The sequence below is a fragment of the Polluticoccus soli genome (genome assembly GCF_029269745.1).
In the GTDB taxonomy this organism is placed as follows: Bacteria; Bacteroidota; Bacteroidia; order Chitinophagales; family Chitinophagaceae; genus Polluticoccus; species Polluticoccus soli.
Window position 1 is genome coordinate 1,027,261 of sequence record NZ_JARJHT010000001.1, and the last position, 26,218, is coordinate 1,053,478.

Consider the following 26,218-nt stretch of genomic DNA (forward strand, 5'->3'; position numbering starts at 1 on the left):
CCCGTAACTTTGTACTTTAGGGGGTATGCTTTACGCGATAGTGGATATAGAAACAACGGGGAGTTTTGCTTCGGGTAATGGCATTACAGAAATAGCCATCGCCATACATGATGGCGAGCAGGTGATCAACTTCTACGAAACACTGGTCAATCCTCACCAGGCTATCCCATATTTTATCCAATCGCTTACCGGCATCACCAACGAAATGGTGGCTAATGCGCCTTCTTTCGAAGAGGTAGCAGGACAAATACACGAGCTGCTGCAAGACAAGGTTTTTGTGGCACACAATGTCAACTTCGACTACTCGTTTGTAAAACACCATTTGCAGGAAGCCGGTTATAAGCTGGAAGAGAAAAAACTCTGCACCGTTCGCCTTTCACGCAAAATACTGCCCGGCAAAAAAAGCTATAGCCTTGGCAAGCTTTGTCGCGAGCTGGGTATAGGCCTTGACAATCACCACCGCGCAGGTGGCGATACCATGGCCACCGCCAACCTGTTTACCATGCTGGTAGCCAACGATGCTGCTGGCGTGATACCACAAATGCTGAAGGGCCGTAACCGCGAGCAATACCTGCCACCACACCTGCCGGTAGAGCAACTGGATAATTTACCTCGCGGTGCCGGCGTATACTATTTCTACAACGAAGTAGGTAAGCCTATTTATGTAGGTAAGGCCAACAATATATTCAAGCGCGTAAAAAGCCATTTCTCTAATAATAAATCCGGCAAACAGAAACAGGATTTCCTGCGCGAGATACACCGTATCAGCTATAAGGAATGCGCTACAGAACTGATGGCACACATTCTGGAGAGCACAGAAATACGTAGGCTGTGGCCGCGTTACAACCGCAGCCAGCGTGGCTACCTGCCGCAGTTTGGTTTGTTCGTGTACGAAGACCGTTCGGGCTTCAAGCGTTTTGCAATAGAGAAGAACAAACACTATTACAAGCCGCTCTATACTTTCAATACACTCATTGAAGGACACAACTGGCTGCGTGAGCTGATAGGAGAATTTGATCTCTGCCCACGCCTGTGCAACCTGGCTAAGGTGGCTGATTGCGGCAATGGCGAAGTAGCTTCGAATACAAAATGGGATTGTGAAATTCACAACAACCCAACCAGCTACAACAAAAGAGCCGACGACGCCATCACATGGATAGGCAAACACCTTCCCAGCTTCGCCTTTATCGACAAAGGGATCGATGAAAGCGAGCAGAGCTGCATCCTGGTGAAGAAGGGTAATTTTTACGGCATGGGCTACATCCAAAACAGCCTTCAACTTGATGACATCGAGCTGTTGCAGGAAAAGCTGGAACCATACCAAGACAATGACTACATCCGCAACCTGATACTCAAACACGCAGCCGCCTTTCCCGAAAAGTGCTACACCTTCGGTTAATTATTTTAGCTATCTAAATGACAATCTGATTACTTACAGCTATAACTGCCGTATAAACATTTGTATAATTTTGTGACTAACTATAGTTACCAATGAAGCTTATAGCAGGATTGATCGTTTGTATACTCCCTATCATGGCTACCGCGCAAAGCCTTACTGCCGGCATACATGGAGGCATCATGTACAACACAGCACCAAAGCCTGCCACCACAACTGCTGTAAAGCCATACGGATCGCTACGTGTGTATAAACCAATAAATGATATTGAACTCGGGTTCTGCCTCGACATAGGTTCGCTCGATGCCAATACCACCGTTCAATATGTCGATTCATCCAAAAAAGCGTTGCAGGTCATTGCATATACCGAAGAATACGCACGCTATTTTATCATGCCGAATATTTCAGTCAACTCGCGCACACCGCTAAAATTTGGCAGTTGGTACTTCGGCGCCAACATTGGCTACATGTTTGGCAAAACAACATTTATGGAGGCACCGACGCCTTACACGGTGGTCAAACAAAACCAGGGCACTTACGGCGCCTCGGTAGGACTGCACACGGGATTAAACATTAACGCCGGCAACAAACTTGGTTTCAATATAGAAGCGGCAGGCCGTTACACCAGCATTGGCAAAAACCGCCCAAAGCTTTTCTATTTTCCTTTGTCTGCAGGATTGCAGTATGCATTCTGACCTTATGCCGACAACACGTGTATCATCTCTACCATGTCCGCGCGTAGCGTATTGTTAGTTTTAATTGCCTGTGTAAATGGAGTGAATACAACTTCATCATTCACTATACCCAGCATGCATTGGGTTCGGTCATCTCGCAATGCGTTTACCGCTGCATACCCGAGCCTGCTGGCCAGCACACGGTCGGCATAACTAGGCGAGCCACCGCGCTGTATATGACCTAAAATTGTAGCTCGCACGTCGATATTCGGAAAGCGCTCAACGATCTTTTTATATATCGCTTCAGACCCACCAAAATCATCTCCTTCCGCTACTACCAATATGTGTACTGTCTTCTTGCGACGTTCATCGTAGTCGATCCTGTTCAGTACGGCTTCAATGTCGGTCACAGTCTCCGGCAGCAGTATATCTTCAGCGCCGCAGGCAATGCCGCTATTCAATGCGATATATCCAGCATCCCGTCCCATCACTTCTACAATGAACAGGCGATCATGCGCTTCTGCTGTATCCCTGATCTTATCGATGGCTTCCACCGCGGTGTTAACTGCCGTATCAAAACCGATTGTATAATCTGTTCCCGCAAGGTCTTTATCGATAGTACCCGGTAAACCAACTGCCGGTATAGTGAACTTCTCAAAGAACTTGACCGCCCCACGAAATGTACCATCGCCGCCTATCAGTACGAGTGCCTCTATTCCATGGCTGGTCAGCTGATCATAAGCCTTCTTCATGCCCTCGTCGGTCATGAACTCCTTGCTACGTGCACTTTTTAAAATGGTGCCCCCACGTTGTATGATGTTTGCTACATCTGTAGTGGCCATTTTGTAAATATCGCCTTCTATCATGCCCTGGTAGCCGCGGCGAATGCCGTATACCTCAATGCCATGGTAAATGGCAGTGCGCACTACGGCGCGTATAGCTGCATTCATACCCGGGCTGTCGCCACCTGATGTCATGATCCCGATCTTGCGGATGGTATTTGTCATAGCCTGAAAATTAGCGATTATCAAAATTCCTGCCAGCACAAAAAAAAGACGGGCCACACTACCGGACCCGCCTTTTGCCTGTGAGTAAACATAGGTACTACATCACGGCCTTAAATGAAGCATCTTTATTTATGCTACAGAGGTTGCTGCAGCAGCCTCTGTCTTCATCAATGTATCTTGTTCGTAAAAGGTCACCTTACCGGTGGCCACATCGTACATGGCGGGCACTATCCCTACTCTGCCATCGTTTACTAAGTTACGAATGATATCGCTTTTTTCAACTATCTGACGGACACTTTCTACAGCATTTATTTTTGCTACTTCATTTACAAAGTGTTGGTTACCCCCGGTCCTGTTGTCTGTCACAGTAGTTTCATTGGCTACGGCAGGTTTTATTTTTTCCAGCAGGTTGGTAATATGTCCCAATTGTACATCGTCGCATGCACCTTTTACAGCACCACAGTTGGTATGACCCAGCACCACTATCAGCCTTGATCCTACTACGGCGGTAGCATACTCCAGGCTTCCCAGAGTATTTTCAGAAATGATATTGCCGGCAATACGGATGCTGAAGATATCGCCCAGTCCCAGGTCAAATATCAGTTCGGCCGATGTACGTGAATCCATGCAGCTCAAAATGGCCGCAAATGGCCACTGACCGTCTTTGGTATCGTTCATCTGCTCCAACAGATCGCGGTTCAGTTTCAGGTTATTGATGAAACGGAAGTTTCCTTCTTTCAGCGTAGCCAGGGCTTCTGCCGGGCTCACGTCTTGTGGTAATATTTTATGCTCGTGTTGTCTCATTTTGTTCTTTGTTTTATTAGGTATTAGAGGTCGTTTTGTTCTGTAAGTTGTTTAATCAGGTTTTGAAAGCTGCCCGATGTACGCTTAGGTACTTCGCCTGTCTCCACAAAACCGGACACCAGCTGCTTTTCCGAGTTTGATGAAGACACCTTGTAGGTATTCTTGAAACCTACCAGCGACATTTTGATGTTTTTTGTCGGCGCCTGGTTCTCATCGAAGTCGCGTATCAGATCCAGCACGTCGAAGTCGATGTACTCGGTATTGCTCGCATCTATGATCACGCTGCTGTTCTTCGGCAGGTTTTCCAGGGTTTGTTTAATACTGGCCTTGTTCAGAAAAGACACTTCCTGCGCAAGGTTCAGTTTTATCAGCTCACCGCTGGTAAAGCTGCTGCGCTGGAAGTAATACGCGATGCGCATGTTCTGACGCAGTATGTAGAATATGCTGATACACATACCTATCGCTACACCTTTTAGCAGGTCGAGCGATACTACTGCAACAGCTGTCACAACGAAAGGAATGAATTGCGTTAAGCCGCCTTCCTTCCACATGTGTTTGAAAACCGATGGATTACACAGTCTATAACCGGTAAAGATCAGGATGGCTGCCAGCGCTGCTTTCGGTATCAGGTTGAGTGTTGCCGGTATTGCCGCAACGCATATCAACAAAAGAGTACCGTGTACAATAGTCGACAGCTTAGTGCGCGCGCCGGCATTGATGTTGGCCGACGAACGAACGATAACCGATGTAACCGGTAAACCGCCCAACAGGCCGCTCACCATGTTACCGATACCTTGTGCTTTCAGCTCACGGTTGGTTGGCGTATAGCGCTTCAGCGGGTCCAGCTTATCGGTTGCTTCTATACACAGCAGCGTTTCTATCGATGCTACTATCGCAATAACTGCACCCGTCTGCCAAACTTTTGGATTGGTAAAGCCAGCGAAGTCAGGCAGGGTGAACTGGTTGACAAACTCGCTGGCGCTTGTTGCTATAGGTAGATTTACCAAATGAGTCGTATCCAGCGCCAGCGCTGAACCGTTCATCTTGAACAGTTCGTTGACGAGCACACCCAGCACAACCACTAATAGTCCGCTTGGTATCAGCTTTAGTTTTTGGAATGGCTTGGTCGTCCACAATACCAGGATAGCCAAACCAACCAATGCAATAACTGCCGCCCCAGGCTGAATATGTTCGAGCGCGCCTGTAATATCTGTCCACTGGAAACCGTCGTCGGCATCCATCATGTTGGCGTTGTTGGGTGGCTCGTAACCAACCGCCTCTGGTAGTTGTTTCAGAATGATAGTCAGGCCGATACCTGCCAGCATCCCTTCAATAACACTGTTGGGGAAATAGTTGGCAATAGAGCCGGCCTTCAAAAATCCCAGCACCAGCTGAACAGCTCCGGCCACCATTACGGCACAAAGAAATATGTCGAACGCGCCAAGATCGTTGATAGCCACCAGTACGATAGCCGTAAGACCCGCGGCTGGTCCAACAACACTAAGCGCGGATCCGCTCAGCGCACCAATAACAAGACCGCCTACGATACCGGCCACGATACCCGCAAACAACGGTGCGCCTGATGCCTGCGCAATACCAAGACACAACGGAAGGGCAATAAGAAATACGATAAGACCTGCAAGCAAGTCTTTTTTATAGCTTGAGAAAAAAGATACTTTCTGATTCATATAATGACTTATTCAAAATGGTTAAGACGCAGGCATGGCCATACGCATACAATTCGTCCTTACGGACAAGTTTGAAAGAAGACGTTATATGAAGTTGGGAGGAGGCGTGAGGATGTCGGGAACGAAATGCCGTGGCAAATGTTCGGACCGGTGGAGCGTGAGTTCCACTATTTTGGTGAAATGGATGACTGACGCCACCGTTTCGTATTTAGCAAAGATCTTGGTATCTGATTCTTTTTTGATCTTGGATCCCGGAGGGCTATCATCCGCCGTTTCGTGGATCTCCTCGGTCATCTGGCCTTTGAAAAGGATGCTGCCTATCTCCTTCACAGGCAGCACCTGGAAGCTGAAGATCAGTAAGAATATATAGGCGATAAATTTCTTCATCCGTGGCAAAGAAAGGCAAAAACTCCGTTCCATCCGCCAGTTTTGCCGATAAGAAATTGTTAAACCGGATAATTAAAAACTATATCCATTGCCAGCAAACGCTTTAGCGCCCATCGGCTTACTGCCTGTTTTGCGCTATGTTTGCACTATATGGGTATGGTTCGAACATGTTTTTTAGCCCTTAGCATGCTGGCACTGGTAAATACTTCCACAGCCCAGCAGTCTGTTTCCTGGCCTTCGCCGGAAGTGGAGCAGATGTACAAGCAGGCCCGCGAATTTCACTCGAAAGGTAACCTGAAACAGGCCATCATGATGTACAAGCAAGCTATACAGGCTGCTCCCGGCATCATGCTGCTGCACCGTGAGCTGGGACAGGCACAATACATCTCAGGCGATTATGCTGAAGCTCAGAATACCCTGCAACCTGTTATAGACAATGGCGCTGCCGATGAGGAAACCTACCACATCATGGCTTCCAGCCAGATGTCTCGTGGCGACCACAAAAAGGCACGCAATACTATAAAAGCCGCCCTGGAGCGCTATCCGCACTCAGGTATATTATATAACCTGTCGGGCAAAATGTACGAGGCCAACAATGAACGCCCTGAAGCGCTGCAAGCCTGGCTGCTCGGCATAGAGAACGATCCCGGCTACCATATTAACTATTACGATGCTGCCCGTGCCTACATGGATGCCGGCGTCTACACATGGGCTATCCTGTATGGCGAAATGTTCATCAATATAGAACAACAAACACCCCGTTCTCACGACATGAGAAAGATGGTGATGAACTCATATGCAAAAATGTTCCAGTCGGTAGAAGCAGTGAAATTTGGCAAGACCAATGCGCCTGTTTCCGGCTTTGAGCGGGCGGTATACAATACTTATATCAAGCTTTCCCCGGTTGTAGCTGATGGCTTTACCGCCGAAAACCTGACCATGCTGCGCACGCGCTTTATGATGGACTGGTTCACCATGGGTTATAACAGGAGGTTTCCTTTCAGTCTCTTTACCCGCCACGACGATATGATCCGCAACGGATACTTCGATATCTACAACCAGTGGCTGTTCGGCAAGGCCGAAAATCCGGCTGTCTACGATGCATGGACTAAGTTTCACGCCGATGCTATACCGGAAATGGAAGAATACCTGAAAGAGAACCCATACCACCCGGGCGGAGCTGATTTCCATAATAATAAACAGGTAGACGACCTTTTTAAGAAGAAGAAAAAAGGCTAATAATAAAGTTAAAATCTCCCCCGGCCCTTTGGTTCGGACCTAAATACACTACTTTTGCCCCTTATACGTTTTCACAAGATCATGACCAGGAAAAGCTTTTTCCAATTTACTTATAGTATTGCTACCCTGTTATTTGTGCTGGCTATTTCGGCCGGCGCCCATGCCCAGACGCTCGATAAGATCGTAGCGGTTATCGGCAAGAACCGCATCATCCTTCAGTCTGAGCTGGATGCTGAAGCGGCCAACTACAAACAACAGATGCCCGAATTTCACGACTCAATGAAATGCGATCTGCTTCAGCAGATGATCATGCGCAAAATGCTGGTAGAACAGGCGGAGCGTGATAGTATCCCTTTAAGCGACGAAGAAGTAGATGGTACCCTGGAGCAGCGCGTGCGTTATTTCATCAGCCTGTATGGCTCTAAAGAAAAGCTGGAAGAGATCTCTGGTAAAACCATTTACCAGCTGAAAGAAGAGAACCGCGAGATCATTAAAGAAGGTATGCTGTCTGAAAGGATGCAATCCAAGATCCTGCAGAACGTAAAAGTTACTCCTGCCGAAGTGCAGGTGTTCTATAAACAGATACCCGCCGATAGCCTTCCTTTCTTCCCGGCTACGGTTGAGATGGGACAGATCGTGATCGACCCACCACTGAACCCCGAACTGGAGGCTTATACCCGCCAGGAAATGGAGAAGATCCGCAAAGAGATAGTGGAGGGCGGTAAGGATTTTGAAGTGATGGCCGGCCTGCATAGCCAGGACCCCGGCAGCCGCGATAACGGTGGTGATCTTGGTACTATCAGTCGTACCGATGTGGTGCCTGAATTTGCTGCCGCAGCATATAAACTGCAGAACGGAGAGATATCTCCTGTTATCAAATCAAAGTTTGGTTTCCACATCATACAGATGGTAGCACGTAAAGGCGACCAGGTACACGTTCGTCACATCCTGAAACGACCTGAGCGTACTTCTGGCGACTTCAAGATAGCCATGACGAAACTGGACAGCATACGTGCACAGCTGGTAGCCGGTACAATCACCTTCCAGGAAGCAGTAGGCAAATACAATACAGACGAAGCAGCCAGTCGTACCGGTGGTATGATAGCCGACCAGCAAACGGGAAGCACCAGCCTTGAGATCGACAAATTGGATCCTGCGCTGGCGCTGATGATCGACACGTTGCAGCCCGGCACTTTCTCCAGCCCCCAGATTTTCGACAAGGGTAATGGCGAACGTTCTACACGCATCGTATACATGCGCAGCATCACCAAGCCACACAAGGCCAACCTGCAGGATGACTACGGCCGCATACAGGAAGTAGCCCTACAGCAAAAGAAAGCTAAGAAGCTGGACGAGTGGATGGCTGAGAAATCACCTTCTTACTATCTGAAGGTGGATGAAGAATACAGCAACTGTCACGCTATACGCCAGTTGAATAGCGTTAAGAGATAGCCCATAAAAACATTCAGAATAAAAATGCCGTTGCGATTGCAGCGGCATTTTTATTTAATGCGACAGTGGCTTATTTTGAGAGAAAACCAACAGCTATGGAACCTGTAGTGTCTTCTATTTTCGATGAGATGGAGCAATACAAGCCCCTACCTTATGCTTCCAACTGGCTGCGTTTAGCGAACAACCTGATAGATAGCATTATCGCTCTTTTGCTGCTCCTGTTGATCCAGAACGTGCTCGACGTGATCACAACATTATCTGGTATCAATATTTCCGGAATTTTCGTCAGCGAAGAACCGTTAGACCGCCTACTCGCATATCTGTGTAACTCCTTTTTCATGTTCGTTCTTTATCTTCTCTTCGAAGGGTCAACAAAGGGCCGCACGCCTGGAAAACTGGTAACCGGCACACGAGCAGTACGAGAAGACAATACACCAATAACCTGGGACGACGCGGTTATTCGTTCGCTGTTCCGGTTTATACCCTTCGAAGCACTCAGCGCATTTAGCAGCAATGGCCTCTGGCACGATCGCCTTTCTAAAACAAGAGTAGTAAAAACACGAGGCTACTGAAAATCTATATTCCGCACCTCACAGGTCCGTTCATACCGGTTATGTTTTACCTGCACAGGCACCGTCAGCTCACCTAAAGCATGCGTAACGTGGTAATCGACACAGGGATCAAAAGGCTGAATAATGGTGCTTGTCACCTGTCCGTCTATCTCTACACAAACATCAACTACCAGCCTGCCTTTTTTGTCGACAAGCTTTTCACCGCAACCAAACATAGTGCTTGTTTGAGCCGCCAGCAGAGTTTCAATTTCCTTTTTAAATGCCTTGGAAGCCGATTCTGCATCTTTGCATTTTACCGGTGAGGTAGAATCGGCGGGATCATAACACACCCGCTTTTTGAGCTTGCCTCTTACGTATGTTTCGTGAGTGCTCACGCTTCCGTCGTCATAATAAAAGGTCCATGGACCATCGGCGGCGTTCCCTGCCGACCGCTTGCCGTAGCAACACAATTTTGTGTTATCGTGGTAGTGCCAGACCATACCCGTGCCTTTGCCTTCCTCATCATAATCACCAAATTCCGTTAGCAGGCCATCTGTATTCCAGCTGAAATGATAACTACTCGGCTGTCCATTTTTGTAGTAGCAAGAGTCTAACGGTTGGCCCACAGTATCGTATGCCAGTCGCAGGCCATCCAGCTTCCCGTCCTTATATATTTCAATGCTTTCGGTTTCCCCGTTTTTATGATATCGGACAATAGTATCCTGGGGTTTTGTAGCCTCCTCATCCCAAAACTGACCTTCCATCTGCATTTCCCCCTCCGGCAGGTAGTAGCTCTGTATATGCCACAAACTGTCTTCTTTTGCTGCCAACCTGTAACAATAAGCGCTTTGCTGGGCACATTTTATGCCGCCATAATCAACGAAGTACCTCAAGGTATCTTGCGCGAAGGAGCTACCGGCAAACGCCGGCAACATGCTGAAGAGAATAAACAACCTCCGCCAAAAACATTTCACAGTTTAAAATACGATTAAAATTTGTTACAAAAAATTATTTGTTATATACCTATAAAATGACTATTTTTGTTATCATAAACTCATGAGTAACCTAAACCTCTATCAATCATGTCAAAAGAAAACACGCAAGCTCTTGCGCACATCATCAGCTCAGTTAAAAATCCCGCGCACGCCATCTTTGTAGCCGAAATGATCGCAACCGGCAATAGGCGTATTGCTTATCAGAAAGCTTATCCCGATACATCCAACAATAGTGCCCGTAGCGCAGCCTGCAGGCTGTTAACACGTGCTGAAGTAGCTAATGCCATTCGCGAAGGTTTGCTGGAATTGAAGCAACAGGCGATTGAAACCATAAAGCAGAAATACGAAGGCAAGCTGAGCGATATTGAAGAAAAGCGCGCAGTCCTGGCTCAGATCATTCGTGGTGAGCTAACAACTGAAAGAGAGACAACTAAGAAAGGAGAAACGCAAACCAGCAAAGTAAAGGCCGCCCCTAATGATCGCATGCGTGCCATACTCATAGATAATAATGGAAGAAGAATGGAATCGCATTGTTGAGATACCCGACACTGGCGTGAAATACATCGAGTAACTGTTGACGTTGTTAACGTTTTTCAACTCCGAAAAAAAGCGCTAACAATGTTAACAATTGTAAACATTGCTACCCGTGATACACCCTTGAGGCAACAATGCGGCCGTGTTGTATCTCGAGCACTTCGGCTACCAGCATATCGGGTTCACCATCAACGCGGCGGATGTATTCCATGAATACACGATCGTCATTTGCGGTCAGCGTGGTATAAGTATAATTCAGGGTAGGCAACCTGTCGAATGCATCCTGCCACCAGCTGCGCAAAGCGGCTTTGCCTGTTACCAGGCCGTTGGTTTCAGGCATACGCAGCTTCAGCTTCGGGCTGTAGTGCTCCGCGGCATCATCGTACAATGCCAGCAGCTTTTCAAGATCATGCTCATTGAAAGCATCGAACCAGTTGCGTGCTATTTGCAGATTTTGATCAGTCATGAAGCTGTGATTTTTTGAAAGGTATTATGCTTGCCGCAATGCCAGTTTTTCAGCTGGGGTGAGGTCGCGTTTCCAGCTATTGTCGTAAGGCTTGAACTGGCCTGAGGTCATGATACTCTCTGCAGGTGCTTTACCGTCCATGTATTGAGCCAGCACTTTAAAGGCCTCAGGCTTTTCTTTCTTCAGTATCAACAGCGTGGCATTCGCTCCTGCCTTTACGGCAATAGGAACACCGCCACCCAGTTCAGCCCAGTGACCACCCAACAACAGGTTCTCTACTGGGGTATGGTAATGCGCCACTTTGCTCTGCATATTAGCGCGGCCGGGCTTGGCACCCATCATAGTACCGTTGCGGTTTCCGGTATAGCGCCAGTGTGTAACAGGCGTGGCCACGTCGTAAAACAGTATGTGCTCTTTCAGACCCGGAGCCAGCTCTTTGTCTACCCGGTCTATCAACGCCTCGGCTATAGCAGCTTTCAGCTTTTTGTATTCTTCGCCACGTATGTAGTTGCCGTGTTCGTCCTTTTCAGTTTGCCACTCGCTGTTATAATTCATAAGAGCAGGCATGAATAAAGTAAGTGTACCATTGCCTTCCGGAGCCAGCGACTTGTCGCGCAGCGATGGTGCCAGTATGCTAATCTCGCTGGTGAGCGGATTACCATTGTCGTGTTGTCCGCGCGGCACTTTCTCACTTGCCAGGTGTACCAGTTCTTCACCAAAGCCCAGTTGCTCGGTAGGACAATCGAGCGCTATCGACACCGTTACCGACGAGCTATACAGCTCGGCGTTTTTGAGTTTCTGCTTCAGTTGGTGTGGTATGGTCGATTCAGGCAGCATCTTTTCATACAAGGTTTCCACATCGCAGGCAGCAATCACATACTTGCTTCGCACCTCGTGTACTTCACCACGATGTTCGAAATAAACGCCTGTAGCTTTGTTGCCATCCAGCAGTATACGTTTCACTTTGCTCTTATAAAACACATCGTTGCTATAGTAGTTCACTACATGCTCCAGCCATTCAGGTATTACCTGCCCTCCACCTTCGGGTGGACTCTGGTAATCGCCATAGTATGCCCAGCCAATAGGCACCAGGCATGAAAGCAATTCGGTTTCAGAAGAGAACACTGTATGCAGGCGCTCGTCTTTGAAGAATTTATTGAGCCCTTTTCTGATGCCTTTGTCTCCCGTGTAGCCGATGTATGGAATGAACGGCATAGCAAACTGTAGCAGCGGTATCTTATTAGCCATGCGTTCCGCAAAGGTCATCGTCTCTTCCGAGCGGAAGATCTTGCTGAAGTTATGGAACGACCTGCCCAGCTTTTCTGCTGCCTTGAAAAAGCGGATGAGCCCTTCTTTCTCATGCGGGAACTCCGCTATCCACTGGTCGCGCAACTGGTTAGGGTTATTGGTCAGCAGGTAATCAAAGCTTTCACCCTTGTACCGCCTAATGCGCTTTTGCGGCACCGCCTGCGGACGGTCGCTGCCCAGTATATCGAATATCTTGGCGGCCATGCCACCCGGGTTGCACTGGTTCAGCCAGTGTATAGCCGTATCGAACCTAAAATCCTTCCTCCTGAAGCCAGCGAGGTAGCCACCTGCATGAGGTTCTTTCTCGAGCACACATACCGAGAACCCGGCTTTACTCAGCAGGGCACCGGCAGTAAGTCCGCCAACACCCGCGCCTATGATCACTATATCATAATACTCTTTGGGTTCAGGTTTTCGCATAGGATAGATAGGGAATTAGATAATGGCCTTCTGGACAGTTTGATTGCGGAGGAAATACTTACCAAGTATGTCGAATTCTACATTGATGACATCACCCGGCTGTATTGCGTGAAAATTAGTATGCTCGTAAGTGTAAGGAATGATGGTAACGGTGAGCTCCGTATCGGTCACGTTGAAGACCGTGAGGCTAACGCCATTCAGGCAAATGGAACCTTTCTCTACTACCAGCGAAGCGAACTCGTCTGCAAAACGGAAACGGAACAACCAGCTACCTTCCAGTGTTTCTATAGCTGTACACTCGGCAGTTGCATCTACATGCCCCTGCACAAAGTGGCCATCCAGCCTGTCGCCCACGCGCAGCGAACGCTCCAGGTTCACCTTGTCGCCGGTTTTCCAACGGCCAAGATTGGTTTTCGCGAGTGTCTCAGCCACGGCCGTCACACGGTAGGTACTTCCTGATATATCAACCACCGTCAAACACACACCATTGTGCGCTACAGACTGGTCGATCTTCAGCTCACCCGTAAACGGACTTTCAATAACGAAATCGACATTAGACCCAGAGGTGATGACCTCGCGGATAGTACCTAACGCCTCAACTATTCCTGTAAACATTCTATTATTTCTTGATGGCTGTACCGATAAGATAGAGCACCTTGCTGCCGGTATCAGTACGTATGGTAAAATTCACCTTTAGGCGCTTGTCATCATTCCGGTCTTTCATAATGAAGCCGGTAAGTGTATCGGCCTGGCGGCAAAATGGCTGTCCGGCCCTGATGATAGTATCCTGCCCGAATAGAGTATCGGCTGTTGCTTTATAAAAACGGTCGGCAGTAAAGTCCATCTTAATATTGCAGCTCTTCCATTCCACACTTAGCTTTAGGCGGCTGTCGGGTGATCGCCTCGTGATCGAAATGGTATCGGTTTGTGTTCTGGCGAAGGTGAAGTCTTGAGAATAGTATACCGTGTCGGAAAAGATATAGGTACCGCCAAATACTGAATCGGGATAAAAGCAGGTGGTATTGTCAGGCTTGCCCGGGAAACCCCAATTATAGTTAACAGCCTCCGGGTCATTGCAATAAGGGTTCTGCAGATCAGCTACCCCCGGCTTATCCTCATACTTTTTACAAGCCAGCACAGCCAGCGTCATCAGTAAAACTAGAACCCCTATCCTGCCCATAATCTTTTATAAACGTGTGATGTACCTCAAAATTATTCAGTTTAAACAGTTTAAACTAAAAACTTTGGTCAAATCATAAAAAATACTACCTTTGCAGTCCTATTTTCACAAAAAGGGGGTATATAAGTTATGCTGATCATCGATTCAAAAGATTGCGAAAACATAGATAAGGCGCTGAAGAAGTACAAGAAGAAGTACGAAAAATCTCGCACTCTAAACCAGCTGCGTGAGCGTCAATCGTTCACCAAACCATCCGTAAAACGTCGCACACAAGTGTTGAAAGCTATTTATCGTCAACAACTTGCGTCTGGCAAGCTGGAAGATTAATAGCCGGTTTAACATTTCTTATAGGAAATATCTTGTGCCTGGTGTTGTAAATGCTTATATTTACAATACCAGGTTTTTCTATGTTAAGCGACCGGATTACTGATTACATACACTACTTAAGATTCGAGAAGAGATTTTCCCGTCATACGCTTGATTCTTATCAAAAAGACCTGGAACAGTTCAGGGATTTTGCCCTCGAACAGTTCAGCTTAGATTCAGCAACTAACATTTCGCATTTTCATATACGGAGTTGGCTGGCCGCTTTAAAGGACCAGAAACAGTCGCCTCGTACTATCAATCGCAAGCTATCCAGCCTCAATTCGTTCTATAAATTCCTGCTACGCCAGCAGGCAGTGGAAAAGAACCCTGTGAGGCAGCTGCATGCCCTGAAACTGCCTGAACGTCTGCCATCTTATATGAAAGAGCAGGAAACCCAGCATTTGCTGGAAGAGCTGCAGTTTGATGAAGGCTTCAAGGGCTTTACCGACCGCCTCATCTGCGAGTTATTTTACCAGACGGGCATGCGCCGGCAGGAATTGCTACAGCTGAAGGAGGCCGATATAGAATGGAGCCTGCAGCAGGTACGCGTGCTGGGTAAAGGCAACAAAGAACGGCTGATACCGGTTCACCCGGTGCTGCTTGATGAGCTGACATCCTATATCGCCGAGAAAAAGATCATGGGCCTACCTGACGACGGTCATTTACTTGTGCTGGAAAACGGAGGACCTTTATATCCCGTATACATCTATCGTACAGTTAAAAAATACCTCTCTATAGCAACAACTCTACAGAAAAAAAGCCCGCACGTACTGCGGCACACCTTTGCAACCCACCTGCTGAATAACGGCGCCAATATACAGGCCATAAAAGACCTGCTGGGGCACAGCAGCCTGGCTGCGACGCAGGTGTACACACATAATAACATCGCAAAACTGAAAGAGATTCACAAGCAGAATCATCCGAGAGGATAGATCCATTTAGTTAACCATAAAAATTGAGACTTTATGAACGTGCAAATTCAGACTGTGCACTTCGATGCCGACACCAAACTGATAGACCATGTCAATAAGAAGATCGAAAAGCTACGAACATTCCAGGACAACATCGTGAGTGTAGAAGTTTTCCTGAAGCTGGATAACGTGGTCCATCAGATCAAGGACAAAGTGGCCGAGATCAAAGTCAACATCCCTAAACATTCATTTTTCGTAAAACACAAGACCAAAACATTTGAAGAATCATTCGATGTAGCCTTCGATTCGATGGTAAACCGCATGAAACGCCAAAAAGAAAAGATGCTCGCCTAGACTTGCAAACCAAAAGCATAAAAATCCGGTCTTTTTTCCAAGAAAGACCGGATTTATTTTTAACGGCGTATTGCAATAAAAGGGCAAAAACCCTATTTTGCATAACTTAAATACTTTAATTTCTGCATCATGCCGCAACGTTGGATGAAAATATTGGCGTTTTTTACGGCTGCTACCCTGGTGGTCTCAGCCTGTAGAAAAAGCGAATTCAGCAAAGACGATAAGTTACCTGAGACCTTTTCTACTTCACTGTATATCACCAGTCAAAATCAATTCCTGTATGCCCTTGACCCGAGAACGGGTGAGAAAAAATGGGAATATTACATAGGCAAGCATGTAGAAGCTACTCCTGTTATTATAGGCGAGTCTCTCTACCTGCCTACTACGGACACCCTGATAAAGCTGGACGCTAACCGCGGTAAAGTGCAAAAGAAATACTGGTACGATAACGCTGACTTTAAATCGTTCGTGTCTTCGCCGGCTGTAGATGGCAACAACATCATCATTGGCTCTCTTAACGACACGCTGTACTCTGTAAATACCGTTAGCGACAACATGAACTGGCGTTTTAATGCAGGTGGCGACATTATCTCATCACCTACTATTTCGCAAGGACGGGTAATTTTTGCCGCTAACAGCAAGGTTTACTCTCTGGATGTAGCAACGGGCGCGCAAGTATGGTCTTTCTCTGCGGGCGGTTTCACTGCATCTCCTGCTGTAAGTGGCACTTATGTGTTTATAGGCAGCACTGACGGAAACATGTACGCACTTGACTTCGCAACAGGTACCCTGAAATGGAATTTTGATACCAAAGCACAGATACAGTCTTCGCCGATCGTATACGGAGGTAACGTTATCTTCGGTAGCAATAATAGCAAGCTCTATTGCCTGGATACTGCAGCCAAGAAAGAACGTTGGGTGTATCAGGCCGCAGACAGGATAGTATCCTCGCCTACAGCCGACAGGAACATCGTTTACTTCGGCAGCTACGATTTCCATTTCTACGCCCTTAACGTAATAGATGGCCAGGAAAAATGGAAATACAAAACCGACGCACTAATCAAATCTTCGCCGCTTATGTATAACGGCAACGTCTACGTAGGCAGTCACGATAAAAACATGTACTCATTCGACAGCAGTGGTGTATTGCACTGGAAACACAACATTAATGGCCTGATCGAAAGCTCACCAATCATCTGGGATCTGCAAAAGACTTTCTACCCTGCTATTAGTGGTATGTCTCAATTCTAATATCGACATTGATAATAAAAAAGGGGAAAGAATGATCTTTCCCCTTTTTTATTGGTTGTATTTTAAGCTTAATGTAAGAAAGGCTGTTGCAAAGTACAGCCTTTCACCATATGGTATGATATCTTAAGTTCTTCGTGCTGCTCATATAATATGCGGGCGATGCCATTGTCCAGCTGCTGCGAAAGTGCGTATTCATATGCTCTTTGCACTGCAGCCTTTTCCATTTCGCAAAGAGAAAGATGTCTTTGAGTAAGAAATGTGTCCAGTAACCCTCCCCAAAGGCCCGCAAGATCTTCGCGATCTGGCTCGGCGCCCAACGCTTTCAGGGTTTGCTCCAGCTGCTCCCTATACTGTTCGCTCTCCATTATCATGCATCGAAATAGTTTTAGCGGTGCAACTTCCGCATCGTTCATGGACCTGATAGCGCGGTCGTACATAGAAATGCGCTCGTTGTTGACTCTGATCAGGGTACTTAGTACCTGTGTGGTGATAGCTATATGCATAATTATCCGGTTTAGCTGTTTAATGCAATTCGATGCTGGGATACAACTATCCCTATAAAGCCAGTCGTGGAATTCTGTATTGGTCGTAGGAATCAGCTAAACAGATAAAATTTTCGTGCCGGGCTGTTTCTGACTGAGATTCGTGCGTTTTGGGAATTATGGCTGCCCTTTAAAATAAAACTGCCGCATATTGCGGCAGTCTCTAATCTGGTTTATTATTAGCTAACCATTCTTTTTTCAGCATAGAAAAGCTATAAAGATCAATAAACCGGCCATTGACATGCTCACCTTCGCGAATAATGCCTTCCAGCTTAAAACCCAATCGTTCTGGTATCTGCCGGCTTCTGTGGTTCTCAGTTCCACATTTTATTTCTACACGGTTAAGCCCCAGGTAAGTAAAACAATAGTTGACCAGCTCCTGGCAGGCACGCATCGTCAGGCCTTTCCCTTCAAATTCGGTGGCTATCCAGTATCCTATTGCTCCTATCTTGTTCTGATGATCGATATTATAGATCCCAATGCGTCCCACCATCTGACCTTGGTATACTATTACATAGGCAAAGTCGGTTTTCTCGGCGGCCTTTTTCTTACTGCTCGCTATAAACCCCTTAATAAAATCTACAGACTGCATATGATTGACCCAAGGTAGCCACTTGCCTAAATGGTCGCGGTTCCTTTCAGCCAGCTCATAAAGCTGTTGCGCATGGCTATCGTCCACTATTTCCAGCAGCATTTGAGGATCAATGCTTATTGTCATCGCTGTTTAGTATTTAGAATACAGCAATATACAAACATAATCGTTCGTTAAAAAAGCAGAGCCGCAATCGCTTGCGGCTCTTATATATATTCAACATCCAATCTTAGGCAGCTGCACCACTCGTTCCCGATCCACCATCACTTCCTGACATCCAATCCCAATCTCTTAACTTGGGTCTTTTTTCCTTAGGCAATTCAGGCAATTGCGCCAATTCTTCCGCGTTAACTACTCTTAATGGTTTCTTTTCATCTTCCTTTTCCGGCTCGCGCCCTGTCTTCTTTTCGTTCTTCTCGTCTCTCATAACACCTGTTTTTAAAACTAGGCGCTCAAGCGATACCAGTTTTCCTCCAGGCTACGGATTTGGTTTTGAACATGCCTTTTCACTACCCTACTTTGGGCTAGTTCAAAACTTGCATTCAACAGCGAACGCAGATCTGCCGCCAGCGGATTGCTCAATATCTTTTGCGCCTTTATCTTCTTAAAATAAGCTAGAGTCCTTTTTTTCATGATTGTTTGATTTTCAATTACACTGATACTAAATAAAAAAACGTGCCAGCCTCTTCCGTATGCTGAAACTCAACTGTTAATGTTTTTATAACGATCATTCTGCGATATTAGTCTGTAGAAATAGTGCGGCGCAAACATTGGCCATCAACAACTTCTCTTGTTCTTTCAACTGCCCCAGGTACACCACACCATTATCTATTAACGAAACGGCAGCAAGGGCTTTGTCCTCGTCGTTCCTGATCTCGAAACCTGCGACTCCAAAAGGCAGGTTAAATATTTTGCCCTTGCGCTCTATCGTCCATATAGGAACGATTGTATAGTATACCTCGTCACGCCTGACATAGCCTGTATAAGATTGCCTTGACATGTGTGCCTCATTGTTATCGAGGAACAACTCCCATGGTGTTTCTGTCTTATTAAGGTAGATGGCTACAGAATAGTTATTGGACTGATCTCTCGTGCCTACTCTGAATATTGATGAAACAGGACCATTTGGATTAGTCGTACCAAAAGCCAGATCGGTATTATCTATACGGCTGATAGCTATAGCTTCGCTGGTATCTTCACCGTTAGTAAGTTTAAACTTGATAGACTGTTTGCCTTCTATATGTTCGGTCCAGATAAAACCCGGCATACCAGTATAGCCCGTCCATTTTTGAATGGCAGAACGCTTAACTGAGACCGTATGGAAATCGCCAAAGCTCAGCTTTTGCTTGATCAGAATGCCCATTCTTCCTTTCACAGCCAGCTCCTGCCCGGTACTATTAAGAGGCTCACTGGTTATGAGCCTGATGCCTTTTGAAAAACCCTTAAGTGATAACAGCAATATAGCTGCTGTATAGATCGCCCTCATTTCTTGAACTCTTTCATTGTAAACGCTCTTTTTCTAAACGACCCCTATGCTGTTTGTAACTACCTTTAGCCCGCAATGAATTTTGAGATCAGACAAGCTACACCTGCAGATGCCGCCACACTGGCAAACCTTGGGGCTAAGGTTTTTTACAACGCCTTTGCTGATTTTAGCACCCCTGAAGATATGCAGCTGTACCTGGCCGAGACCTTTACTGAAGAAAAGCTTCGTGAAGAGTTTGAAGAACCCTCGGTAACATACTACGTAGCCTATGCCGACGATCAACCTGCAGGTTTTGCTAAACTGACTAAAAAGCGCACCCCGGAAGCACTCCATAACCTCTCCTGCATCGAACTGGAACGTCTTTATGTCCATCCCGATTTCCAGAATAGAAAGATCGGACATGGCCTGATGCAACAATGTATTGAAACGGCCCGTGCGCAAGAGAACAAAGTTCTTTGGCTGGGGGTGTCAGAACACAATCCCGGCGCCATCAGGCTGTACGAGCGTTGGGGCTTTAAGAAGTTTGGCGAACACATCTTCCAGCTGGGTAATGACCCCCAAACTGACTGGCTGATGCGCCTTGACCTTTAGCAATTTAGATGAGCTGCTTGTCGTATCTTTAAACGTTCAATCATTGGTACATGCGCACACTCTTAACACTGGCTATTATTACACTTGGATACAGCTTCTCGTTTGCTCAAACCACCGACCCTAAAACCACGGTAAAAAAAGCAGCTAAGGACATGGGGACTGCATTGGTAAAGAAAGACTACCGGAGCTTCATCAAAACTACCTACCCGTCTGCAGTTGCGGCTACCGAAGGCGGCGAGGAAAAACTGATCAAAGACCTTCAAACCCAGATAGCACAGATGGAGAAAGAGGGCACAACTGTCATCGCGCTGTGGCCAGGAGAACCTTCTAAATTCGTTGATACAGCCGGCGAACTTCAGTGTACCATTCCGCAGAAGATGACGATGAAAATACCTGAAGGTAAACTCACCACCGAAACTACGCTCATCGCACTATCTCCCGACAAAGGCAAGACCTGGTATTTTATGGACACTGCCGACAGGAGCATTCGCAAAATGCGCGAGATGTTTCCCAACATTAGCAGCAAACTCATAATACCAAAGAGCGCCGAACCAAAGTTGGAACCCAATAAGTAGCAGCCTAATCAGCCATTACTTTTTTATACACTTCCATCACCTGCGCTGCGCAAGCTTCAGGTGTGAACTTTTTTGCGTGTACGTAGCCTTTTTCGATCATCGACCGTCTTAGGCCTTCGTGTGTACTCACCTGCAGCATGGCCGCGGCCATATCTTCTGCGCTAAGCGGATTCACATAGAAGGCTGCATCACCACCGGTCTCTGGCATGCAGGATTGGTTGGACGTGATCACCGGCAACCCGCTCCAGAGTGCTTCCAGAATTGGGATACCAAACCCTTCGAACAAAGAAGGATAGATGAGAGCTGTAGCCAATTGGTAGATAGCAGGAAAATCGGCTGAGCTTTTATAATCGGCGTCATTAGCTATTGCTTCGTTCTCATCAAGAAAGATCACCAAGCTTCCCAACTGTTTCTCATGTATATACTCCTTCACTTTTGCAAAATACCTGCCTCCCTTTCCGATAACCACCAATGGAATGTTTTCTTTGCCATCCCTTTGCAACAAATGCATGGCCTTGCAGATAGTCAACAGGTTTTTCCGTTCTATTACCGAGCCCACCGATAGAAAGTACTTTCCTGGCAGGCTGTATTTTGCCCTGACCCTCCGCTTCTCTTCCTCACTCACTTTGTGCTGATAGATTTCGTTGCAGCTCTGGTAACACACATCTACCTTGTCAGGCTTTACCGCATAATAGTGTATGATATCCTCTTTTGTTTGCTCACTAATGGCAATGATCCTGCTGGTATTGTGACATGCATACTTGCTTTTGCTGCGGTATATCTGCAGGTCGATCTTGGAGTATTGGTGAGGATAGCGTTCAAATATCAGATCGTGAATAGTAACCACTGACCTGATGCCGGATTCCCTGATACCCACCGGTATTTCAGCACTCAGGCCATGGTACAGATCAACCCCGAGTTTTTGCAAGTCTTTTACCACTGACTTACTACGCCAGGCTGATGCAAAGAATTTCGAGACACCCGATGGGGTCAGATCGTGTACATTGGATAGTGCAGAATGATCATACAGCGACGTGAGCTTCGGCGCAGCCAGGTAATATTGATGCTGCGGATACCCTTTGGCCAGCCAGGTAATAAGCGTGCGGCTGTAATGGCCGAGGCCTGTGGTGTTCTGGAATGCCCGCTTGGCATCAAAAGCAATATTCATACCGGGAAGAATTGCTGCTAAACTAGCTAAACTTTTATTGTGCCAGCCAGTACTTCCGCATCAGCCATTCAGCCACGGCAAATGCCAGAAGCAGGAAGAAGTACCATTTCCAGTCAACCAGCGGTACTGTGTCAACATTGGTTTGTATAACAGGTTTGATGTTGCCGTTTTTCTTAATGCTGTCTGCCAGCGAACCAATGTTAGCTGCAGGCACAAACGATCCGCCATACTTTTTCGACATGCCGTAGAGCAGTGGATAATCGGCACCTGTTTGCATCAACTCCAGCGGCATGCTTTCTACCACAAAGCTTCCTGAAACGTTATAGGGCTTGCCATTATAGCTGGTTGTGGCTGTATAATTGTAAGTACCACCTGCCCAGATACCGATATTCAGTTTGTAGGCGCTACCTGCACGCTCAAAAGAGAAGTTCTGCTTCCGGCCCGAACTATCAGTGATGTTCAGCTGCACGTCAGGGGTGTTTACCTGCTCATTATTCGCATTGAGTAGATACGCGTTCAGGCTGATCGTTTCCTGGTCGCTCCAGACATACTTGGGCAGCTGCACCTGGAAAGGCTTATCGTTGCTGTTTACTGATAGGAAAGACACAGTCTGACGGATCAATTCGTCGATAACATTGTGCGTGTTGAAGTTTTTGTACTCATACAACCTCCAGCGCCAGATGCCTTCGCCCGCCAGTATGGCTACCGGCGATTTCCCCTGCTTCAACATCCAGAGCGGCATGTTGTCGCCGTTCTTTGTCTGCATCATTATGTTCACATCGGGCTGAGGCTGAACTGTACCGTTCGATACATTTAAAGGCGGCATTTTATCCATTACCGAATTCAGAGTCTGCGGCAGTGTGAATACATTGAACGAAGTATTGTAAACAGCGAATACGTTACGCAACGCACCCGGATTCATCGGGATATTGGCAGGCAATCCCATTTGATTAAGCTGGCTGTAGTTGGACTGTGAACCAAGGATATACCACATGGGTTTATCGATATCACGCAGGTTACCAAATCCAGTACTAACTGAAGGTATCTGATGAAGGATGAGTACATCATACTCGCTATAAGAGGCAGGCAGTTCATCGGCCATGCGTACGGTAACACTATAACTTTCCATACCGGCCAGCGCTTCGCGTATCGCATTGATATCTGGGTGCGGCGCTGCGGCTACAATCAGGATATTTTTCTTCTCATCCACCACTTCTACAAATACATCGCGGCGATTATTAGCCGTGTTCTGTTCCCCATCGGCAGCAGGTATATTAACTATGTAATGGTGCAGCCCCGGTTTATCGGCACGAACGGTGAACGACACGGAGCGGTCATAACGGTTGGAAGCAACTGTAAATGCTGAAGTGCCGACAGTACTACCTGCTTCTGACAAGGTCACATTATTGCTATAGCCATTGGAACGGGTTGCTACTATATCAGCCCTTATCTCGAACTGGCTGTTGAGCGCTACCGTCTTGTTAGAAAACACTTGCGCAATGCGAATGTCTTTTTGCAATGCCGTATCGCCAATGCCAACCGTGTATAATGGACTGCGCAAAGTGGTTTGCTGGTAAAGCGGGTTGCTGCCCTGGTTAAAGCGGCCATCGCTGGCCAGGATAACGGCGCCAAGGTTTTGCCCACCATAAAACTCCTGCACCCGGGCCATAGCTGTTGATATATCCGTAGCCTGCTGGCGAAAACGGAAAAGACTATCTGTCTGTACACTGCCGCCAAACCCCCAGGTTACTACCCGGTAGTCGTCGGATAATTTTTCCGCCAGACCTTGAGCGGCCTTGGTATACGTAGTGGTATCCTTTCCAAGATTGTGTGCAATGGACTGCGACTCATCCTGCAGCAATACGATTATCGGTTTCTGGGTATCATTCCTGGTAATAGTAATAACCGGGGCTATCAACAATAGCAACGTGAGCAGGATAACCATGCTTCTTAATAAGGCAGTGAGCCACGGATAAGGGACTGCCCGCTTTACGTCGGCGCGGTACACCCAGTACCCCGCAGCGGCAGATATAAGTAGGGCCAGTAACCAGAGGAACCATTGCATGCTACTGCAATTTAATCGAATTGAATTAAGTTGAATGGGTGAATTATGCTAATAAAGTTAATTGCGTCCTAAAACCGCTTCATATTAAAATTGTTATGGAATATAAATCAGCTATGTTGTAAGATTGGTTTCAAAGAGCAAAGCCCCCAATCTACTATATTTGCTGCCATGCACATGCACGAGGTGAAAACGGATACTGACAGGAAAGAGTTCCTGGAGATGGCCGTAGAGCTTTACAAAAATGATCCGAACTGGATCCGTCCGCTAGATAAGGATATTGAAGAGGTATTTGACCCGGCGAAGAATAAGTTCTTCAAAAAAGGTGAATGCACCCGCTGGCTGTTGAAAGATGACAGCGGCAAGACCATTGGACGTATAGCAGCGTTTACCAACAAGCAGTACAAGGCAGACCAACCAACCGGTGGCATTGGTTTCTTTGAATGCATCAACGACCAACAGGCCGCCAACCTAATGTTCAACCATTGCAAAAAATGGTTGATGGACCGTGGAATGGAAGCCATGGACGGCCCTATAAATTTCGGTGAGCGCGAGCGATGGTGGGGCCTACAGGTGGATGGCTTCCAGGAGCCATTGTATTGCATGAACTACAATCCACCCTACTACGAACAATTGTTTAGGAACTACGGCTTTGAAACCTATTTCAACCAGGTGTGCTTTGGCATGAATGTGACAGATCAGCTAAGTGAGAAATTCTTTACACGGCACGCGGAGATATCAAAAGACCCGAATTATAGTGCACGGCATATAAAGAAAAGCCAGCTCGAGAAATACGCCAAGGATTTTACCTACATCTACAACAAGGCATTTGCGCTGCATGGCGGTGGCAAATCGCTGGAAGAAAAGATAGTACGCAAGATGTTTGACAAGATGAAACCTGTGATGGATGAAAGCATTATCTGGTTTACCTATTATAAAGACGAACCCATTGCCTTTTGGGTAAACCTGCCCGACCTGAACCAGTATTTCAAACACCTGAACGGCAAGTTTGGCCTGCTGCAAAAACTGAAATTCCTGTGGCTACAGAAGTTTGGTAAGTGCAATCGTTTTCTGGGTATAGCCTTCGGCATCATCCCCGAACATCAGGGCAAAGGCGTGGATGCCTTTATGATAGTGGAGGGCGCCAAGGTGATACAACCAGCGGCCAAGTATGAGAAGTATGAGATGCAGTGGATAGGCGATTTCAATCCGAAAATGATCAACATCGCTGAAAGCCTTACGCCCATACGTTCGCGTACGCTACAAACCCTTCGCTACCTATTCGACAGGAACAAGGAATTTAAACGCCACCCGATGCTGAATTTTTAATACAATGGACAAAGAGCAAAAACTATATACAGAGATCGGCAACAGCCTAAAAGACGCAGTAGAAAGCCAGATGTTTGGCAAACCTTGTTTTAAAATCAACAACAAGGCTTTTATCTGCTTTTTTCAAAACTGCCTGGTGTGCAAACTAACGGGCGACGAACATGCAGCAGCAATGAAGCTAAAAGGTGCGGTCTTGTTCGACCCATCGGGCAAAGGCCGGGCAATGAAAGAATGGATGCAGATACCCTATGATCATAAAGCTAAGTGGAAGGGCTTTGCGCAGGCTGCACTGGAATATGTAGGGCAATAAAAAATCAGCGGTCATTGTGCCCTGGGACTGCGTCTTCGTCTTTTTTTATCCTACTTTCAATAAAAGCAGTGATGACGTTGCAGTTGCCAATAAGCAAAGCTGCAACGGTAATTTTTGCTACAGATAAGACAAGTGAAGTACCAATGCTTCTTGTCGTCTCTTCGAATTGCCTGAACTGATACCTATTGTACGCAAGGGTTATCAAATTGGGTATTTCCTCAACAAGGATATAAGTGCTTACAAGCAGCAATGCCAGCAAAATAATCGGTTTAAATCTGACTCCTCCGGTATCATGACCGGGTGCAGGCCACAACTGCGTATCAATGCCACGGTCAAGTTGCAGTTTTTCGATAATGACATCATTCTTAAACAGCAAAAACCACATCAAAAACAGGTGAACAGCAACAATTGCGGCGGTACCCAGCAATCCGATTAAACTCCCGGAACCGTCGCTGTTACTGGCGGTAAAGACCTCGATCAGAAAAGTGATAAGTTGCATTAGGCTGAACAGCAAGTCTTTGATCAGGAATAGACCCAGCACCTTTAAAATGATGCGGAACAGATTTCGTGAAGACATATA

31 protein-coding genes are annotated in these 26,218 nt (G+C 46.8%); 14 read left to right on the top strand and 17 right to left on the bottom strand.

The window, feature by feature from the left end; genetic code table 11:
- Positions 1-25: 25 nt before the first annotated feature.
- Together P2W83_RS04640 and P2W83_RS04645 are read left to right on the top strand one after the other, a co-directional pair.
- The gene (locus P2W83_RS04640) at positions 26-1,399 is read left to right on the top strand and encodes an exonuclease domain-containing protein (RefSeq protein ID WP_276132526.1); all 1,374 of its coding nucleotides are present in this window, start codon (positions 26-28) and stop codon (positions 1,397-1,399) included.
- 92 nt (positions 1,400-1,491) lie between these two features.
- Positions 1,492-2,091 (top strand): hypothetical protein, encoded by a 600-nt coding sequence (locus P2W83_RS04645; protein ID WP_276132527.1) that lies wholly within the window; start codon positions 1,492-1,494, stop codon positions 2,089-2,091.
- Positions 2,092-2,093: 2 nt separating this feature from the next.
- Here the strand turns inward: P2W83_RS04645 and pfkA are convergent, their stop codons facing one another.
- The 4 genes from pfkA to P2W83_RS04665 form a co-directional block, all read right to left on the bottom strand.
- Complete coding sequence (gene pfkA, locus P2W83_RS04650; protein WP_276132528.1) at positions 2,094-3,077, bottom strand: 6-phosphofructokinase; 984 nt, start codon at positions 3,075-3,077, stop codon at positions 2,094-2,096.
- A gap of 129 nt (positions 3,078-3,206) precedes the next feature.
- On the bottom strand, positions 3,207-3,881 hold the full coding sequence (locus P2W83_RS04655; protein ID WP_276132529.1) for a carbonic anhydrase: 675 nt from the start codon (positions 3,879-3,881) through the stop codon (positions 3,207-3,209).
- Positions 3,882-3,904: 23 nt separating this feature from the next.
- The gene (locus P2W83_RS04660) at positions 3,905-5,569 is read right to left on the bottom strand and encodes a SulP family inorganic anion transporter (protein ID WP_276132530.1); all 1,665 of its coding nucleotides are present in this window, start codon (positions 5,567-5,569) and stop codon (positions 3,905-3,907) included.
- 84 nt (positions 5,570-5,653) lie between these two features.
- Positions 5,654-5,956 carry a hypothetical protein gene (locus P2W83_RS04665; RefSeq protein WP_276132531.1) on the bottom strand — a complete coding sequence of 101 codons (303 nt, stop codon included), beginning with the start codon at positions 5,954-5,956 and terminating at the stop codon, positions 5,654-5,656.
- Between the two features lie 186 nt (positions 5,957-6,142).
- On the opposite strand from P2W83_RS04665, the gene P2W83_RS04670 reads away from it, so the two are divergent.
- The 3 genes from P2W83_RS04670 (at position 6,143) to P2W83_RS04680 (ending at position 9,219) form a co-directional block, all read left to right on the top strand.
- Complete coding sequence (locus P2W83_RS04670) at positions 6,143-7,195, top strand: tetratricopeptide repeat protein (RefSeq protein ID WP_276132532.1); 1,053 nt, start codon at positions 6,143-6,145, stop codon at positions 7,193-7,195.
- 54 nt (positions 7,196-7,249) lie between these two features.
- Positions 7,250-8,647 (top strand): peptidylprolyl isomerase, encoded by a 1,398-nt coding sequence (locus P2W83_RS04675; protein ID WP_276132533.1) that lies wholly within the window; start codon positions 7,250-7,252, stop codon positions 8,645-8,647.
- Between the two features lie 95 nt (positions 8,648-8,742).
- Positions 8,743-9,219 carry an RDD family protein gene (locus tag P2W83_RS04680; protein WP_276132534.1) on the top strand — a complete coding sequence of 159 codons (477 nt, stop codon included), beginning with the start codon at positions 8,743-8,745 and terminating at the stop codon, positions 9,217-9,219.
- Here P2W83_RS04680 and P2W83_RS04685 read toward each other — a convergent pair.
- Positions 9,213-10,172: a toxin-antitoxin system YwqK family antitoxin gene (locus P2W83_RS04685; RefSeq protein WP_276132535.1), complete on the bottom strand. Its 960-nt coding sequence runs from the start codon at positions 10,170-10,172 to the stop codon at positions 9,213-9,215. The genes P2W83_RS04680 and P2W83_RS04685 overlap by 7 nt on opposite strands.
- Before the next feature lie 108 nt (positions 10,173-10,280).
- Between P2W83_RS04685 and P2W83_RS04690 the strand changes: the two genes are divergently transcribed.
- Positions 10,281-10,730, top strand: a complete 450-nt coding sequence (locus P2W83_RS04690; RefSeq protein WP_276132536.1) for a terminase small subunit — start codon at positions 10,281-10,283, stop codon at positions 10,728-10,730.
- 103 nt (positions 10,731-10,833) lie between these two features.
- On the opposite strand, the gene P2W83_RS04695 is transcribed toward P2W83_RS04690, so the two are convergent.
- From P2W83_RS04695 to P2W83_RS04710, 4 genes are read right to left on the bottom strand one after another with little or no spacing between them, the layout of a single operon-like run.
- Entirely contained in the window at positions 10,834-11,193 is a 360-nt protein-coding gene (locus P2W83_RS04695) for a nuclear transport factor 2 family protein (protein ID WP_276132537.1), read from the bottom strand.
- Between the two features lie 24 nt (positions 11,194-11,217).
- The gene (locus P2W83_RS04700; protein WP_276132538.1) at positions 11,218-12,921 is read right to left on the bottom strand and encodes a phytoene desaturase family protein; all 1,704 of its coding nucleotides are present in this window, start codon (positions 12,919-12,921) and stop codon (positions 11,218-11,220) included.
- Between the two features lie 15 nt (positions 12,922-12,936).
- Positions 12,937-13,536 (bottom strand): riboflavin synthase, encoded by a 600-nt coding sequence (locus tag P2W83_RS04705; protein WP_276132539.1) that lies wholly within the window; start codon positions 13,534-13,536, stop codon positions 12,937-12,939.
- Between the two features lie 4 nt (positions 13,537-13,540).
- Positions 13,541-14,101 carry a hypothetical protein gene (locus P2W83_RS04710; RefSeq protein WP_276132540.1) on the bottom strand — a complete coding sequence of 187 codons (561 nt, stop codon included), beginning with the start codon at positions 14,099-14,101 and terminating at the stop codon, positions 13,541-13,543.
- Between the two features lie 129 nt (positions 14,102-14,230).
- Between P2W83_RS04710 and rpsU the strand changes: the two genes are divergently transcribed.
- From rpsU to P2W83_RS04730, 4 genes are all read left to right on the top strand, one after another.
- Positions 14,231-14,428, top strand: coding sequence for a 30S ribosomal protein S21 (gene rpsU / locus P2W83_RS04715; RefSeq protein ID WP_276132541.1), 198 nt, complete (start codon positions 14,231-14,233; stop codon positions 14,426-14,428).
- Positions 14,429-14,508: 80 nt separating this feature from the next.
- Entirely contained in the window at positions 14,509-15,399 is an 891-nt protein-coding gene (locus tag P2W83_RS04720) for a tyrosine-type recombinase/integrase (protein WP_276132542.1), read from the top strand.
- A gap of 33 nt (positions 15,400-15,432) precedes the next feature.
- A complete protein-coding gene (locus P2W83_RS04725; protein WP_276132543.1) occupies positions 15,433-15,732 on the top strand; it encodes an HPF/RaiA family ribosome-associated protein in 300 nt (99 codons plus the stop codon).
- A 129-nt stretch (positions 15,733-15,861) separates the two neighbouring features.
- Complete coding sequence (locus P2W83_RS04730) at positions 15,862-16,983, top strand: outer membrane protein assembly factor BamB family protein (protein WP_276132544.1); 1,122 nt, start codon at positions 15,862-15,864, stop codon at positions 16,981-16,983.
- A 68-nt stretch (positions 16,984-17,051) separates the two neighbouring features.
- Here the strand turns inward: P2W83_RS04730 and P2W83_RS04735 are convergent, their stop codons facing one another.
- The 5 genes from P2W83_RS04735 to P2W83_RS04755 form a co-directional block, all read right to left on the bottom strand.
- Positions 17,052-17,486 (bottom strand): hypothetical protein, encoded by a 435-nt coding sequence (locus P2W83_RS04735; RefSeq protein WP_276132545.1) that lies wholly within the window; start codon positions 17,484-17,486, stop codon positions 17,052-17,054.
- Positions 17,487-17,688: 202 nt separating this feature from the next.
- The gene (locus P2W83_RS04740; protein WP_276132546.1) at positions 17,689-18,243 is read right to left on the bottom strand and encodes a GNAT family N-acetyltransferase; all 555 of its coding nucleotides are present in this window, start codon (positions 18,241-18,243) and stop codon (positions 17,689-17,691) included.
- A gap of 103 nt (positions 18,244-18,346) precedes the next feature.
- A complete protein-coding gene (locus P2W83_RS04745; protein ID WP_276132547.1) occupies positions 18,347-18,544 on the bottom strand; it encodes a hypothetical protein in 198 nt (65 codons plus the stop codon).
- 17 nt (positions 18,545-18,561) lie between these two features.
- Positions 18,562-18,750, bottom strand: coding sequence for a hypothetical protein (locus tag P2W83_RS04750; RefSeq protein ID WP_276132548.1), 189 nt, complete (start codon positions 18,748-18,750; stop codon positions 18,562-18,564).
- A 94-nt stretch (positions 18,751-18,844) separates the two neighbouring features.
- Entirely contained in the window at positions 18,845-19,603 is a 759-nt protein-coding gene (locus P2W83_RS04755; RefSeq protein ID WP_276132549.1) for a hypothetical protein, read from the bottom strand.
- A 75-nt stretch (positions 19,604-19,678) separates the two neighbouring features.
- Between P2W83_RS04755 and P2W83_RS04760 the strand changes: the two genes are divergently transcribed.
- Positions 19,679-20,194 (top strand): GNAT family N-acetyltransferase, encoded by a 516-nt coding sequence (locus P2W83_RS04760; protein ID WP_276132550.1) that lies wholly within the window; start codon positions 19,679-19,681, stop codon positions 20,192-20,194.
- 50 nt (positions 20,195-20,244) lie between these two features.
- Positions 20,245-20,769, top strand: coding sequence for a hypothetical protein (locus P2W83_RS04765; protein WP_276132551.1), 525 nt, complete (start codon positions 20,245-20,247; stop codon positions 20,767-20,769).
- 4 nt (positions 20,770-20,773) lie between these two features.
- On the opposite strand, the gene P2W83_RS04770 is transcribed toward P2W83_RS04765, so the two are convergent.
- Positions 20,774-21,937: a glycosyltransferase family 4 protein gene (locus P2W83_RS04770; RefSeq protein ID WP_276132552.1), complete on the bottom strand. Its 1,164-nt coding sequence runs from the start codon at positions 21,935-21,937 to the stop codon at positions 20,774-20,776.
- A 34-nt stretch (positions 21,938-21,971) separates the two neighbouring features.
- Positions 21,972-24,002 (bottom strand): vWA domain-containing protein, encoded by a 2,031-nt coding sequence (locus tag P2W83_RS04775; protein ID WP_276132553.1) that lies wholly within the window; start codon positions 24,000-24,002, stop codon positions 21,972-21,974.
- A gap of 168 nt (positions 24,003-24,170) precedes the next feature.
- Here P2W83_RS04775 and P2W83_RS04780 point away from each other — a divergent pair, with 168 nt between their 5' ends.
- On the top strand, positions 24,171-25,328 hold the full coding sequence (locus tag P2W83_RS04780; RefSeq protein ID WP_276132554.1) for a hypothetical protein: 1,158 nt from the start codon (positions 24,171-24,173) through the stop codon (positions 25,326-25,328).
- A 4-nt stretch (positions 25,329-25,332) separates the two neighbouring features.
- A complete protein-coding gene (locus P2W83_RS04785; protein WP_276132555.1) occupies positions 25,333-25,638 on the top strand; it encodes a hypothetical protein in 306 nt (101 codons plus the stop codon).
- Positions 25,639-25,642: 4 nt separating this feature from the next.
- Here P2W83_RS04785 and P2W83_RS04790 read toward each other — a convergent pair whose 3' ends face one another.
- The gene (locus P2W83_RS04790) at positions 25,643-26,215 is read right to left on the bottom strand and encodes a hypothetical protein (RefSeq protein ID WP_276132556.1); all 573 of its coding nucleotides are present in this window, start codon (positions 26,213-26,215) and stop codon (positions 25,643-25,645) included.
- Between the last annotated feature and the right edge of the window lie 3 nt (positions 26,216-26,218).

Coding starts and splice junctions, on each gene's coding strand:
- P2W83_RS04750 (WP_276132548.1), bottom strand. CDS start 18,750: ATGAAAAAAAGGACTCTAGCTTATTTTAAGAAGATAAAGGCGCAAAAG.
- P2W83_RS04710 (WP_276132540.1), bottom strand. CDS start 14,101: ATGGGCAGGATAGGGGTTCTAGTTTTACTGATGACGCTGGCTGTGCTG.
- P2W83_RS04725 (WP_276132543.1), top strand. CDS start 15,433: ATGAACGTGCAAATTCAGACTGTGCACTTCGATGCCGACACCAAACTG.
- P2W83_RS04665 (WP_276132531.1), bottom strand. CDS start 5,956: ATGAAGAAATTTATCGCCTATATATTCTTACTGATCTTCAGCTTCCAG.
- P2W83_RS04760 (WP_276132550.1), top strand. CDS start 19,679: ATGAATTTTGAGATCAGACAAGCTACACCTGCAGATGCCGCCACACTG.
- P2W83_RS04700 (WP_276132538.1), bottom strand. CDS start 12,921: ATGCGAAAACCTGAACCCAAAGAGTATTATGATATAGTGATCATAGGC.
- P2W83_RS04785 (WP_276132555.1), top strand. CDS start 25,333: ATGGACAAAGAGCAAAAACTATATACAGAGATCGGCAACAGCCTAAAA.
- P2W83_RS04670 (WP_276132532.1), top strand. CDS start 6,143: ATGCTGGCACTGGTAAATACTTCCACAGCCCAGCAGTCTGTTTCCTGG.
- P2W83_RS04765 (WP_276132551.1), top strand. CDS start 20,245: ATGCGCACACTCTTAACACTGGCTATTATTACACTTGGATACAGCTTC.
- P2W83_RS04655 (WP_276132529.1), bottom strand. CDS start 3,881: ATGAGACAACACGAGCATAAAATATTACCACAAGACGTGAGCCCGGCA.
- P2W83_RS04780 (WP_276132554.1), top strand. CDS start 24,171: ATGCACATGCACGAGGTGAAAACGGATACTGACAGGAAAGAGTTCCTG.
- P2W83_RS04790 (WP_276132556.1), bottom strand. CDS start 26,215: ATGTCTTCACGAAATCTGTTCCGCATCATTTTAAAGGTGCTGGGTCTA.
- P2W83_RS04705 (WP_276132539.1), bottom strand. CDS start 13,536: ATGTTTACAGGAATAGTTGAGGCGTTAGGTACTATCCGCGAGGTCATC.
- P2W83_RS04690 (WP_276132536.1), top strand. CDS start 10,281: ATGTCAAAAGAAAACACGCAAGCTCTTGCGCACATCATCAGCTCAGTT.
- P2W83_RS04645 (WP_276132527.1), top strand. CDS start 1,492: ATGAAGCTTATAGCAGGATTGATCGTTTGTATACTCCCTATCATGGCT.
- P2W83_RS04735 (WP_276132545.1), bottom strand. CDS start 17,486: ATGCATATAGCTATCACCACACAGGTACTAAGTACCCTGATCAGAGTC.
- P2W83_RS04740 (WP_276132546.1), bottom strand. CDS start 18,243: ATGACAATAAGCATTGATCCTCAAATGCTGCTGGAAATAGTGGACGAT.
- P2W83_RS04730 (WP_276132544.1), top strand. CDS start 15,862: ATGCCGCAACGTTGGATGAAAATATTGGCGTTTTTTACGGCTGCTACC.
- P2W83_RS04770 (WP_276132552.1), bottom strand. CDS start 21,937: ATGAATATTGCTTTTGATGCCAAGCGGGCATTCCAGAACACCACAGGC.
- pfkA (WP_276132528.1), bottom strand. CDS start 3,077: ATGACAAATACCATCCGCAAGATCGGGATCATGACATCAGGTGGCGAC.
- P2W83_RS04640 (WP_276132526.1), top strand. CDS start 26: ATGCTTTACGCGATAGTGGATATAGAAACAACGGGGAGTTTTGCTTCG.
- P2W83_RS04775 (WP_276132553.1), bottom strand. CDS start 24,002: ATGCAATGGTTCCTCTGGTTACTGGCCCTACTTATATCTGCCGCTGCG.
- P2W83_RS04755 (WP_276132549.1), bottom strand. CDS start 19,603: ATGAGGGCGATCTATACAGCAGCTATATTGCTGTTATCACTTAAGGGT.
- P2W83_RS04720 (WP_276132542.1), top strand. CDS start 14,509: ATGTTAAGCGACCGGATTACTGATTACATACACTACTTAAGATTCGAG.
- P2W83_RS04680 (WP_276132534.1), top strand. CDS start 8,743: ATGGAACCTGTAGTGTCTTCTATTTTCGATGAGATGGAGCAATACAAG.
- P2W83_RS04695 (WP_276132537.1), bottom strand. CDS start 11,193: ATGACTGATCAAAATCTGCAAATAGCACGCAACTGGTTCGATGCTTTC.
- P2W83_RS04745 (WP_276132547.1), bottom strand. CDS start 18,544: ATGAGAGACGAGAAGAACGAAAAGAAGACAGGGCGCGAGCCGGAAAAG.
- rpsU (WP_276132541.1), top strand. CDS start 14,231: ATGCTGATCATCGATTCAAAAGATTGCGAAAACATAGATAAGGCGCTG.
- P2W83_RS04660 (WP_276132530.1), bottom strand. CDS start 5,569: ATGAATCAGAAAGTATCTTTTTTCTCAAGCTATAAAAAAGACTTGCTT.